The 13,537-nt window shown below is 31.9% G+C and carries 12 protein-coding genes; all 12 read left to right on the top strand.

The window, feature by feature from the left end:
• The first annotated feature begins 28 nt into the window (after nt 1–28).
• The 12 genes from SCSH_RS01110 (at nt 29) to SCSH_RS01055 (ending at nt 12,768) form a co-directional block, all read left to right on the top strand.
• Nucleotides 29–829: a class I SAM-dependent methyltransferase gene (locus SCSH_RS01110; RefSeq protein WP_305851974.1), complete on the top strand. Its 801-nt coding sequence runs from the start codon at nt 29–31 to the stop codon at nt 827–829.
• Nucleotides 830–836: 7 nt separating this feature from the next.
• Nucleotides 837–2,033, top strand: a complete 1,197-nt coding sequence (locus SCSH_RS01105) for an MFS transporter (protein WP_057490062.1) — start codon at nt 837–839, stop codon at nt 2,031–2,033.
• A 24-nt stretch (nt 2,034–2,057) separates the two neighbouring features.
• Nucleotides 2,058–3,002, top strand: coding sequence for an ABC transporter ATP-binding protein (locus tag SCSH_RS01100; RefSeq protein ID WP_057490061.1), 945 nt, complete (start codon nt 2,058–2,060; stop codon nt 3,000–3,002).
• An 11-nt stretch (nt 3,003–3,013) separates the two neighbouring features.
• Nucleotides 3,014–3,757 carry an ABC transporter permease gene (locus tag SCSH_RS01095; RefSeq protein WP_057490060.1) on the top strand — a complete coding sequence of 248 codons (744 nt, stop codon included), beginning with the start codon at nt 3,014–3,016 and terminating at the stop codon, nt 3,755–3,757.
• Between the two features lie 38 nt (nt 3,758–3,795).
• The gene (locus SCSH_RS01090) at nt 3,796–4,767 is read left to right on the top strand and encodes an ABC transporter permease (RefSeq protein ID WP_057490059.1); all 972 of its coding nucleotides are present in this window, start codon (nt 3,796–3,798) and stop codon (nt 4,765–4,767) included.
• A 16-nt stretch (nt 4,768–4,783) separates the two neighbouring features.
• Nucleotides 4,784–6,439, top strand: a complete 1,656-nt coding sequence (locus SCSH_RS01085; RefSeq protein WP_057490058.1) for an AMP-binding protein — start codon at nt 4,784–4,786, stop codon at nt 6,437–6,439.
• 2 nt (nt 6,440–6,441) lie between these two features.
• On the top strand, nt 6,442–7,143 hold the full coding sequence (locus tag SCSH_RS01080; RefSeq protein WP_057490057.1) for an ABC transporter ATP-binding protein: 702 nt from the start codon (nt 6,442–6,444) through the stop codon (nt 7,141–7,143).
• Complete coding sequence (locus tag SCSH_RS01075; protein ID WP_057490056.1) at nt 7,140–8,855, top strand: ABC transporter permease; 1,716 nt, start codon at nt 7,140–7,142, stop codon at nt 8,853–8,855. Before SCSH_RS01080 ends, SCSH_RS01075 begins: the two co-directional genes overlap by 4 nt.
• Nucleotides 8,852–9,532, top strand: a complete 681-nt coding sequence (locus tag SCSH_RS01070; protein WP_057490055.1) for a 4'-phosphopantetheinyl transferase family protein — start codon at nt 8,852–8,854, stop codon at nt 9,530–9,532. The genes SCSH_RS01075 and SCSH_RS01070 overlap by 4 nt, the downstream gene beginning before the upstream one ends.
• 111 nt (nt 9,533–9,643) lie before the next feature.
• The gene (locus SCSH_RS01065) at nt 9,644–10,354 is read left to right on the top strand and encodes a thioesterase II family protein (RefSeq protein ID WP_057490054.1); all 711 of its coding nucleotides are present in this window, start codon (nt 9,644–9,646) and stop codon (nt 10,352–10,354) included.
• Between the two features lie 104 nt (nt 10,355–10,458).
• Complete coding sequence (gene metK, locus SCSH_RS01060; RefSeq protein WP_057490053.1) at nt 10,459–11,652, top strand: methionine adenosyltransferase; 1,194 nt, start codon at nt 10,459–10,461, stop codon at nt 11,650–11,652.
• 405 nt (nt 11,653–12,057) lie between these two features.
• Entirely contained in the window at nt 12,058–12,768 is a 711-nt protein-coding gene (locus SCSH_RS01055) for an SDR family oxidoreductase (protein WP_057490052.1), read from the top strand.
• Nucleotides 12,769–13,537 lie beyond the last annotated feature (769 nt).

Here is a 13,537-nt window from a genome sequence, read left to right as displayed (position 1 = left end):
TACAATTAATTGTAGGTAAGTAAGAAAGGTGAATACTATGCAAGCAGAAAAATACACACGTTTAATCCAAAGAATGGAAGTTCAAGCAAAATTAACTTGGAATAGAGAAATTAAGTTAATTCGAGAAAATGTTACAGATCCGAAAGCTAAACTTAGAATTTTAGAAATTGGAAGTGGTCCAGGAGTTATTACAAAGAAACTTTGTGAATTATTCCCTAATGCTCAAATCACCTGTCTTGAATTGGATAGTGATTTTGCTGAGTATAGTAAAACAGCACTTCCAGATGACTATAAAGAACGTGTAGAAATTTTGGAAGGTGATATCACTCAGATTAATCTTGATGAGGAAGTCTATGATATTGTTTATGCAAGACTTGTCTTACAACATGTTCATGGTGTTGATAAGGCATTAGCAAATGTTTATAAGGCCTTGAAGAAAGGCGGTAAAATGTTAATTACTGATATTGATGAAGGTTTATTTGGGATTATTGACCCAGAGGTTCCTGAACTATCATATGTATATGGACAGCACATTCAAGAACAAGTATTAGAAGGAGGAGATCGCTACATTGGTAGAAAATTATGGAGAATGTTGAAGAATGCAAACTTTAGCACAGTTGATCTTGATTTAATCCCAGTTAATAGTGATGAAGTTGGTATTAATGCTTTTCTTCCACAAGTTGATTATGAAGAAATGGGAACAATGATTGAGAATGATTTGTTAAATCAAGATGATATTGACAAAGTGAAAATTGCTGCTGATAAATTCTTGAAATCGGACTATCCTTTTGCACTACTCGTTCTTTTCTTCGTTGTTGGTATAAAGTGAGGAAGATATGACAAATAAAAATACTCGCCTTTATACAATTCAAGTGTTAAGTTCACTTTCTATTTGGATAACATTGGTTTGTTGTTTTTGGAAGATTGGTTTTTCTCAAAATTTATCACCGATTAAATTAGGGTTAATGTCATTTAGCTTTTCTGGAGCAATGGCCTTGTTTAATGCTCTTATGATGATGTTAGTAAAACCGATATATTCTAAAATTGTCATGCTGATTACTTTGATTATCGATATCGTTCTTTATGTACTATTGTATACGGCAAATTTGAATCACAATATTATTTATGTATATATTTTTTTAGTCGCTGCATGTTTTTCTAGTATTAGTATTTCTAAAGATAAAATTTTCGAAGTTACTTCATTAAAAGGCGCAGATATAAGTGAAAAAATTTTTAAATTCATGCGTTTTATTGGACCTATTGTTGGAGGGGTTATAGTAGAATTATTCAACTTCAAAAATATTATGCTATTGAATGTAGTATTGCTTTTTCTAAGTATACTTACCGTTTTAACAATTGAAAGTCCAGTTACGAATATTGAACTTGAAAAAACAGACTCAAAATATATTACAAGTAATATATATGAGAAAAATGCTGGAGTCTTTCATGTATTTTTGATAATGGCTTTTATTATCTCTATTACTATTCAAATGATTGATGCACAACTAGTAACAGTTTTTCATCTTATAACAAATGTTTCTGCTGTTTCCTTTGGCTTATGTATTGGAATTTCAGGCATTGGAGTATTTTTAATCTCGTCTTATTTTGAAAAATATTTTGTAAGAGAATTATTCTTATATATTGGTTTTCTTGTTATGGGAATTTTAATGATTTTTGCGGGTTCATATTTTGCAAGTCATCAAACAATACCTCTTTTGCTTATATTTTCTATGTTTTTAATTGGTGGACTTAGTTGGCAGATGATTATGACAACTCAGGAAAATATTATTAAGAGTATATCCAATCGTAAAAAAATGCTGACACTCTTTTCAATTGTAGGTATCATACTAGTCATCTCGTACTCTTTAGGAGCACTTAGCAGTGGATTTATAGTAAATAAAATTGGAATTGCGACTTTGTATTCATGGGTTGGCTATGTCTTAACTATAACTGGAGTCTTGGGAAAAATTATCGTAACTATTATCTTTAATTCTAGGAACCAATTAACCGAGGATGTAAAAAAATATCAGTGAAGAAAAAATGTTTGGAGGTTTTCAGTGGAAAATATTATGCGAATAGACAATATCACAAAAACTTATGATGGGGTTGCTGTGGTAAATAACTTAAGCTTTAGTCTAAAAAAAGGGCATATTTTAGGATTTCTTGGACCGAATGGAGCAGGGAAAAGTACAACCATCAACATGATTAGTTCACTAATACATCAAGATGCAGGTCACATATATTATAAAGAAGTTGCTGTAGAAAAATGTCGAAAAAAATTTAAAAATGAAATTGGAGTAGTACCACAAAGTCTAGCAATTTATGAGGACCTAACAGCTTATCAAAATTTAAAATTTTTTGCAGAGCTATATGGAGTATCTAAAGATAAAATTGAAGAAGTCTGTACTTATGCTCTCAATTTTGTCAATTTGGAAAACGTTAAAGACAAAAAGGCGAAAACTTTTTCAGGTGGTATGAAGCGTCGACTTAATATCGCCTGTAGTCTTGTTAATTCACCGGAATTAATAATTCTTGATGAGCCTACAGTAGGCATTGATCCGCAATCACGAAATTTTATACTTGAAGCAATAAAGAAACTTCGAGATCAAGGTGTATCTGTTATCTATACGACGCATTATATGGAAGAGATTGAAGCAATAGCTGAAGATGTGATTATTGTTGATCACGGTCAAAAATTAGTTGATGATACACTTGACAATATTCGTGAGAATTATTCTAAACAATCTATTGTGTCCATCAGGGCAGATAAGTTTGATCAAAATTTGAAAGAAAAAATTCTAACAATAGCAGGTGTAGACTCTGTGTCAATTGATGGAAACCTTATTAAAATCAGTATTAATATTGAGGTAAATAATAAAGTACTTAATGATATAACAAACACATTTAGTCAAAGTAATTCTTCTATAGCATCTATTAATTCTTTAAATTTAAACTTAGAAGATATCTTCTTAGAATTAACTGGAACAAAATTGAGAGATTAGGTGATTTTATTATGAAAAAATGGAATCTAATTAAATTTGACATAAGTTATAATATTGCAAAAAAACCAGTTATTTTAGTCTACCTTTTTGTATTTCCATTCTTAATATTTGCATTATTGGGATACTTAACTACTGCTAATTTTTCAGGGGGAATATCATCTTTTGATTACTATGGTTTGACTATTATAATTTACTTTCAACTAACAATGGGAACTATGGTATCTAATATGATTATGGAAGAAAATGTTAAGCTTCCTAATATGAGAATTGCCTATAGCTTAGAAGATGAAAATTATATTTATATATCAAAAATAATTGCTTTAACATTGGCTAATGCTATTTCAATCGGAGTTTATATGCTTTTGTTAATGGGAATTTATCATGTCAATTTTGGTACCAATCCATTGATAGTTTATATCACGTATATGATACTTGGATTTTTCTCAACTTGTTTGGGAGCTGCCCTTTGTATAGGTCTTAAAGATGAATCTGCGTGCAATAATATTTTAGGTGTTGTTCAGCTTATTCTTTGTATATTTGGTGGAATCTTTTTCCCAATAACCTACCTTGGGAAGATAGGTATATTTTTATCTAATTTCTCAATTGTAAAGTGGATTAACTATGGTATAGGTAGCTATGTGTATGGTCAAAGTATAAAAGGGCAACTAATTGTTTGGGTACTTTCTTTACTTTTGGCAGTACTACTTTTATTTGCGGCTCGGAAAATGTTTAAAATTCAGCTTTTTATATACTGAGTTTTTTATCTGACAGTTAAGTTTTAAAAGGAAAAATCATGAGAAAAATATTTAAATGCTTTCAAATCAATATTATTCGCAATTTTAGCGATAATATGGGAGTAATATTTTCGGTAATTATTATGCCATTAGTCGTTGTTGCAGCTTTCTATGCGACAAACTTACCTAATGCAACTGAAAAAATTGCTGTGATTGGGGGAAGTGAAACATTTACTCACTATCTTGATAAAAATCAGATTTCTTACGATAAGTTAAAAGCTCTCCCAGAAAAACAAGATATTTATATGAGAAATTACAGTGGTGTCATTAAAAAACAAAACGGAAAAGTAACAGTTATATCATATAAAGGCTCACAATATAGACGGGAACTTCAACTTATCACAAAACAAAAGTATAGTTCTAATGAAGAAAAAAATAATTCAGAGAAATTTCCAAATGCTTTTTATTTATCAATGAGTATTCTTCTGATTCAAGCAGTTCTCAATATGAGGTTGTTTGTCAACGATAGAATTAATGATACTTCCAAAAGACTGCGAGTAATCGGTATAAAGAACAGTCAATACTTGAGTTCTCATCTGTTATTTAATTGGGCAGCTTTATTTATCCCTTTTGGTCTTGCTAATGTCATTTGTAATCGATTATTTTTCGGATCTTCTATGATAGAGGATTTGAAAGTTATTTTAATTAGTTTTATAGTTACAGGACTATTTTCAGCACTTGCAGTTTTGATTTGTACACTTGTCAAGGATAATGGTTCTGCTATTATGGTTGGTAATATTGTTGCATGCTTTACTGTATTATTGTCAGGGATGTTTGGTAATTTTCATAATACAATTTTGAAAGCTATCAGTCAGTGTATGCCTCAGAAAATCAGCTTTAATTGGGTTAACGAAATTTTTCATCACGGCGATATTGTAGGAGGAAACTTCTTATTAATTATAATTATGTTTACAGTTTCAATGCTATTGGCAGTTGGATTCTACAATAGGTCGAATCAATATAGTAGTTAAAATAAGGGGTGAAAGCATGGCAAAATTTATTGATATTTTTAAAAAAAATATATCCGAAAATAGAGGCAAAAAACTTTATACCTATTATGAAGGATATGATGTTATAGATTCTGTAACATATAGTGAATTTGATTCTAGAGTAAAAGACTTTGGAGGCTATCTCCAAAGTCTTGATAGCAAAGGTGAACGTGCACTTATTTTATTACCATCGGGAGTGGATTATCTGACTGCATATTTTGCATGTTTATTTACGCAAACAATTTGTATTCCAATGAGTGTAGTTGATGATCAAAGTAAAGCTGAAATGGTAAAGCAAATTATTGAGAATAGTGATGCTCAATATGTTATTACCTCTACAAAATATAGTACTAATCTCGAGTATTGGTTCGGTGATTTAGTTGAAGATTTAATGATTTGTTACATAGATGATTTTGTTAAATCAAGTTTTGTTGAAGAAGAAATTTGTGATGAACAAGTAGCTTACTTACAGTATACTTCTGGTTCTACAAGTCAAGCTAAAGGTGTTAAGGTTACATATAACAATATTTATGCAAATTGCTTAATAATGAAAAATCACTTTGCTTTTAGTGATAAAGATATCTTTACTACATGGCTGCCGTTTTATTTTGATATGGGACTTATTGGTTCAGCAATCAATACTATTTTTAATGCCTCTTCAAACTATTTTACTTCTGCGGAAGGTTTTATGAAATCACCTATTTCATGGCTAAATGCAATCAGTATTTATCACGGTACAATACTTATTGCTCCCAATTTTGCCTATGAGATGTGTTCTAATATCCCCACCGAAGAAATGAAAGACATCGATTTATCATCAGTTAGATTAACAATTAACGGTTCTGAACTTGTTAGGTATAGCACATTACATGCATTGGCAGAAAAAATGAAAAAATATAAACTAAATCCTCTGTCATTTAATCCTGCATATGGACTGGCAGAAAATACCTTACTTGTTTCGGCGCACTATCCTGAAAAAGGCTACCAGCATGTAACTATAGATGGTGAAAAATTGAGAAATAACATTATTGAATTCAGTGATGAGGGATTAGATATTGTCTCTTGTGGTGCCATCTGTGAAGGTGTTGAAGTCAAAATTGTTGGATTAGAGAATAATCATTTACTTGCTGAAGATGAGATTGGAGAAATTTGGATTTCTGGTCAAAGTGTTACACAAGGATACTGGAATCTTGATGAGGAAACTAGTTTTAATAATTTCCTCCCAAATGAAGACCAACCATATTTTGCAACAGGTGATTTAGGCTTTCTGCATAATGGTTTCCTTTATGTTGTAGGACGAAAAAAGGATATGGTTATTATAAGAGGGAAAAACTTTTATTCGCAAGATATTGAAGAGATTATCTTGAAAAATACAGATAATAAGCTAAAAAACGCAATTGCTTTTGCTATAGATATTAATAATACAGAAGAGCTTACTATTATGGCAGAATTAAGTGATAATGTTGCAGATGTTCATGAAGAATTAGTATCTATGATTAAAAATATAGTAGCAATGAATTGTAAGATTGTTCCATATGATATCGTACTTTATCAGGAAGAAGCTTTACCGCGTACAGGTAGTGGCAAAATTCAAAGACAAAGTTGTAAAAAATTATATTTAGAATATAACACAACAAATGTGAAAGGTAATTAGCAATGAAAGCTATAATTGAAGTAAGTGAAGTTGTAAAAAATTATAATGATCGTGACCATGTTTTAAAAGGAATTAATTTAAGTTTTGAAGCTGGTACATTTAATGTATTACTTGGTCAAAGTGGTTCAGGAAAATCTACTTTATTAAATATCATGTCTGGATTACTAAAGCCAACTTCAGGGACAATTTTAATTAACAAGCAAAATATTAATAATTTTAAAGAGAAGCAACTAGCTTCCCTGCGTAGAAATACGATTAGCAATATTTATCAGGACTACATGCTTTTGCCAGAGTTAACTGTTCAGGAAAATATTGAGCTTGGGATGAGTAAAAACAATTTAAATCTTAATGATATAGCAAATAAATTAGGAATTATTAATTTGCTAGATAAATACCCTGATGAATTATCAGGAGGTCAAAAACAGCGCACGGCAATTGCGCGTGCAATAATAAAAAAACCTGATCTGCTCTTTTGTGATGAAGCGACAGGGGCATTGGATGAAGAAAATAGCAAACAGGTTATAGAGTTGTTACACGATGTTGTTAAAACTTATGGTATAACTGTTATTTTTGCAACACATAATCTTAAAATATCTTTGACAGCGAATAGAGTTATAACAGTTGGAAATGGATTAGTAGTTCAGGATAAGCAGAATGAGTCTCCGCTTTTACCATCAGAAATAAATTGGGGGATTAATATATGAGAAGTATTTGCAAACAATCATTAGGATATTTTAGGAGAAACAAATTAAATGTTTTGATTTTATCTATCCTTGCTTTCCTGACTTCATTTATGTATTTCTTTGTGGAATGCTCCATTGATGGTAATTTAACTTGGCTCTCTACTAAAACTCAATTAAATAATGGACAAAATGAGTTACTAATTGGTCTTAATTCAAATAAAATATTGGCTTTGACGTTTCTTATATGTCTAACATCAGTTTCTTGTTTTATTTTTTATATGTTTTATAAAAAATGTTTTGATTTAAATCGAAAGAACCTTGGTTGTTATCGTGCTTTGGGTTTTACCAAGAGACAAATTACAGGTATTTACATTGCAATTACTTCAATCATTAGTTTTGTTTTTTTGCTACTGGGATTAGTGGTTGGTTATTATTATTCGTATATACTCCTTAATACTTATCAAGTGTCTTACAATGTGAATAATGTTGTGAGAGGTCTCTCAGCATCTAGTTTTGTTATTGGCATAATAATTCCGACAATTTTGTTCTGTATTATGACATATTTAGCATCTGGGGTGTATCGTCGTGTAGAGATTTCTAACTTACTTGCTGGGCAGGGAGAAAGTAATAGGAACTTAAGAATGATGCGGTTATTTGAAAAGGTCGCTAAGATTTTACCATCTAAATATTCGTTTTCAAGTAAGTTAGCTTTGAGAAAGCCGTTTAATATTTTCCTCATTCTAGTTTCTGTATACATATATCTAGTCTTGATAGTGATAAGTATTTCACTCAATATGAGTAGTTCAAAAGTTTATCAGTCACAAATCGCTTTTCGTAATTACAAATATGAAGTTACCTTCCCAATTGTAAAAGTGAATTCTGCTCCAAAAGAAAATGGGAATCAGTATTTTTTAGAAAAAAAAGTAAAATTAGCTACTACTAGTAAAAATATAGGACAGCAGAATTTGGTGGCAATGGATAACGATGGAGATTATTTTCATCTGGTAAATAAGCGAAAAAAAATCCAACTAAATAATGGTGAATTAGCTGTTAATCCGCGTATTGCTGAGATTTATAACATTAAACCAGGAGATAAAGTCTTAATAAAATATAAGAATTTCGAAAAATATTTAAGTGTTAAAGCAATTGCAGATAATGGAAATACAAGTAGTATTTATATTAAACGTACTTATTTTAACAGATTGATTGGTAATCCTGCTAATACTTATAATGGTTTATGGTGTAATAAACTTAATGACACATTGTCAAAAGAGCATATTAAAACATATAGTAGTTATAAGAAGGAACTGCAAAATAATAACGTGTCCAATAGAATGAGTGCGATAATAAATCAAGTTTTGGCCTGTGTTTTTAGTGTTCTTTTAATTTTTCTAGTCTTGTTACTCAATTTTCAGGATAATATAAATAATTTTATTTACTTACGTAAATTAGGATATTTACACAAAGAGATTAAGAACATGTTGATTAATATTTACTTACCACTTATTCTTTTTACTTTTGTTATTATGATTATTCCAAGTATGCTGACTAGTCAGCAAATTCTTCGAATGCTGTCTTTAGAGACGGGGGATTATATGCCATTTAACAGTAATATATATGTATTCTTATATGCATTAGTAATTTTAGTATTTTTATATTTGGTGGTTATTAAAATTTTTGATGTTAAACTAAAAAATACATTTAATAGAATTGATTTAGGGCAATATAGATGATCTATCAATACTCCATTAAAATAGATAAATTTTTATCTTCTAATCAAATAGAAAAATTGATGACTATAGTTTCTGAAAAACGTTGTTTAAAAGCAAATCGTTTTATTCATCAAAAAGATAGAGAACGATGTCTACTTGCTGAAGCATTAGTACGCTATGCTTTGATAAAAGATTATGGAATGAAGGAAGAGAAGATTTTGTTTAATCGTTCTAAATATGGAAAACCATTTCTTATGGAAAGCAATTTACATTTCAATATTTCTCATTCTGGTAAGTGGATTGTCTGTGCTATTGGGAACTCACAACTTGGAGTTGATGTCGAATTAATACGGTTGTTAGAATATGAGAATATATATAAATCGTTCTCTTCAACTGAAAGAATGCACCTTGATACTTTATCTACTCAAGATAAGCAAATTTCTTTCTTTAAATTATGGACCCTTAAAGAAAGTTTTGTTAAGTTTATTGGAACAGGATTAAGATGTCCATTTGATAGTTTTTCCATTGACATTAATTCACTAGAATTATTAAAAGAGAAACAGCAAGACACAAATCTTTCATTTTTTAGCAAAAAACTTGATGCGGAACATTGGTATGCATTATGTTGTGAGTCCGATATAGTCAGTAAAAAGATAAAACAAATTGATTTAGATGAGATACTGAATTTTTGGCAATAAGAATTTAATGATTATAAATAAGTTTTTATACCTTTACTTAGAAATAATTGGGAATCTCACAATTTTATGAGAACTTAAGAAGTCATTAAAATATTTCAGGAGGGAAATTTAATGAAAATAAATGTTATTGTAATTCCTCATGCAGGAGGAATGGCCTCAACATATTATAAGTTTAAAAAATATAATGAAGAGCTATTTAATTTTCACTTTGTTGAATTATCTGGAAGAGGAAAAAGAGTTCATGAACAATTATATTATTCTTTTGATGAGGCTGTGGATGATATATATGAACAAGTAAAAGAAATTATTCATGAGGGACCCTATATCCTATTTGGTCATAGTATGGGAAGTTGGTTAACATATGAATTATACTATCGTATTCTTGAAGAACAAGCTCCTCTTCCAATTCACATATTCTTCTCAGGCAATCGTTCACCTTTTACTAAACAAGAATTAAGTGTTATTAACTTAGATGATGATGAGTTTATTGAGTATATTATAAAAAATCATGAAGCGACTAAAAAAATTTTTGAAGTTAAAAAATTGAGAAAATTATTTTTGCCGATACTACGGTCTGATTATACAATAATGGAGAAATATGAGCCACTAATGGATAGAGAAAAAATTAAAGTTAATATTTCTGTTCTAGGTGGAGAGCTAGATCCATTGTTAGATAGAGGATTCTACGATTGGGAAGAACTTACTTTGGGAAATTGTGATTATGTAAAATATGATGGTAAACACTTTTATATTTTTAATAAATTTCAAGAAGTTAGTGATTATATGAGTCAAACGATAAAAAAATTATATGAACTGGTTTGATGATATAAGATATGAAAAAAATTAATTATATTTCAGATTGTTAATCTATTTCTTTGAGCTTAAGAAGTTGACTGATTAGAAATTCTTAAAAAGGGGGACATTTTATGTCAGAACGTAAACTTTTCACGTCTGAATCGGTATCTGAGGGGCATCCCGATAAGATTGCCGATCAGATTTCAGACGCTATTTTAGATGCTATCTTAGCACAGGATCCCGATGCCCATGTTGCCGCTGAAACGGTTGTTTATACGGGTTCTGTCCATGTTTTTGGTGAAATTTCTACCAAAGCCTATGTGGACATTAATCGTATAGTACGTGATACCATTGCTGAGATTGGTTATACAGATACCGATTATGGTTTTTCAGCTGAAACAGTTGGGGTGCATCCGTCATTAGTAGAGCAGTCTCCGGATATTGCTCAGGGAGTCAATGAAGCGCTTGAGGTACGCGGTCATGATGAGCAAGACGCACTTGATTTGATTGGTGCTGGTGACCAAGGGCTTATGTTTGGTTTCGCTGTTGATGAGACACCGGAACTTATGCCCTTGCCGATTTCGTTGGCGCATCGCTTGGTTAGAAAATTGGCAGAGCTGAGAAAATCAGGAGAGATTGCTTATCTGCGGCCAGATGCCAAGAGTCAGGTGACGGTTGAGTATGATGAAAATAACAAACCTGTCCGTGTGGACACTGTTGTTATCTCTACGCAGCATGATCCAGAAGCAGCCAACGAAGACATTCACAGAGATGTCATTGACAAGGTTATTAAGGCTGTTATCCCCGCTGAATATCTTGATGATAAAACCAAGTATCTCATCAATCCGACAGGCCGTTTTGTGATCGGCGGACCGCAAGGAGATTCTGGTTTAACAGGGCGTAAGATTATCGTGGATACTTATGGCGGCTATGCCCGTCATGGTGGTGGAGCTTTTTCCGGCAAGGATGCTACGAAAGTTGACCGTTCGGCTTCTTATGCAGCGCGCTACATCGCTAAAAATATTGTGGCTGCGGGTCTTGCCAAGAAGGCAGAAGTACAGTTGGCTTATGCTATTGGTGTAGCTCAGCCTGTTTCTGTTCGTGTGGATACTTTTGGAACTGGAGAGGTAGCTGAAAGCCGGCTGGAAGAAGCTGTGCGTCAGATTTTTGACTTGCGTCCAGCAGGGATTATTAAAATGCTGGATCTCAAGCGGCCAATTTACCGCCAAACAGCAGCTTACGGACATGTTGGGCGAACGGATATTGATTTGCCTTGGGAAAGAGTGGATAAGGTTAAAAACTTGAAAAAGGCTGTTCAGACTTAAAAACTTATTTTTATTTAGTAAGGACATACATGATTGCTAGGTAATCACTCATAAAATGTTGTGTTCCTTAAGATTAGGCATAAAAATTGTGATTTCGTAGCAATCAATTTTTCTTGTTATTCTAACGTTTGAATAAAATCTATCAACATTCCGTCTTTATGCATTAATGAGGAAAACACTTAATGAATTATGTAGAAGAAGTTTTTGTTTTAACTTTTTAGATTAATATTGCAAATAAGTAATTATTAATAAACGATAATTCATTTTGGTAAGATAGAGATTCTAGTAAAATATAGTTAGTTTCATGAATTGTTTGAAAGAACTTTTTAAAGAGTAGAGTTTGATTATTAATATAATAATAAGCTTTGAAAGTTATGACATGATTGAAGGAGTATTTAGTATTTAATGGCGAATAAAAATTTATTATTAATTGGCTCAGAAAGTTATGTTTGTAAAGATTTTTTAGAACGATACGGTGACCAATATGAGGTTGTTGTTGGAATTGATTATCCTGAAACATCTGAGAGTTTGGAACATTATTTATCCATTGATTTTCGAGAAAATGACTCATTTGAAAAAATTAAATCCTTTTTGAAAAAGCTTAATTTAAGCTTTTCCAAGGTTGTCTTTGCGTCAGGCATTAATTATATGAACAATGTTTTTAGTGTGACATCTAAAGATTGGGATGCAACATTTAATGTCAATGTCAAGGCAGCCCTATTTTCAATGAAAGCTGTTTACGATTATTTATCAGAAAAAGCTGCAGTCGTTTTTATTGCTTCACAAGAGGGAGTCATTGCTAACAGCATGCGAGTAGATCATGGGCCTTCTAAAAGCGCCTTAATTCATTTGGCTAAAAATTTATCTGCAGATTATTCCTTGGTAGAGGATAAAGATATTAGAGTCAATACCATATCGCCCTCTTATGTCAAAACGGATGCTAATAGTGGCTTCTTAAACTCATATTTTGGACATCGTTTACAAGCTCGAATTCCTTATCAAAGATTTGTAGATTTAGAAGATGTTAGTCATTCCATCCAATTTTTGTTAAGTGATCAGAGCAAGTCAATTAGAGGCCATAATCTTGTCTTAGATTACGGCTATACCATTGTGTAGATAAAAAGACTAACTGTTAACAAGCTGTTAAATCTCAAGTGCTGAATGATTTAGCACTTTTCTTTTGTTTTGAAATCCTATCTTTTCCGCCCGATATCAGTTATAATAGAATAAAGTTTTCTTTTTAAGAAAGCGTTTAATTGAACACGCCTACGACTCTGTGAAGTTAGACTCGCCTTCCTAGAATCTTTAGGGATTCTTCGTCAGGCTCCCTAAATTTCTTTGAGTCGCTTAACGGCTTAGTATCTTATGTAATCGGACACGGGCTAAAAGCGTCGAGAAAAAGATAGCCTGCCTTATGCGCAAAGCGCATGGCGTTAGGCTCCTATTTTCTTCTCGCTTTCTTAACGCCCTTTGCGACACTTCGTTTGGTTAGTCGATCTTACTAACCAAACGACGTTAGCGGGAGAGGTAGCCAAGTCACGATGGTGATTGGCGTTTGTTATCAAGTGCAAAGCACTTAGATAACAATCCTCTGCCGTATCTTACTAACTGAACACGAGCTGCGAGCTGTGTCAAAAAGATAGCTTCTCCTAGAGTCCTTTGACTCTTGGTCAAACCTCCTATTTTGACTTTGCTCGCTGACGCCCTTTGCGACACTTCGTTTGGTTAGTCGATTTTACTAACCAAACGAAGTTAGTGGGAGAGGTAGCCAAGTCACAATGGTGATTGGCGTTTGTTATCAAGTGCAAAGCACTTAGATAACAACCCTCTGCCGTATCTTAGCAATTGAACACGGCTACGACACTGTGCAAAAAGATAAAGACTT

The organism is Streptococcus orisasini, from assembly GCF_001431045.1.
GTDB classification, from domain to species: domain Bacteria; phylum Bacillota; class Bacilli; order Lactobacillales; family Streptococcaceae; genus Streptococcus; species Streptococcus orisasini.
Note: the sequence above shows the minus strand (reverse complement) of the source record. Positions and strands in the feature narration are given on the sequence as shown.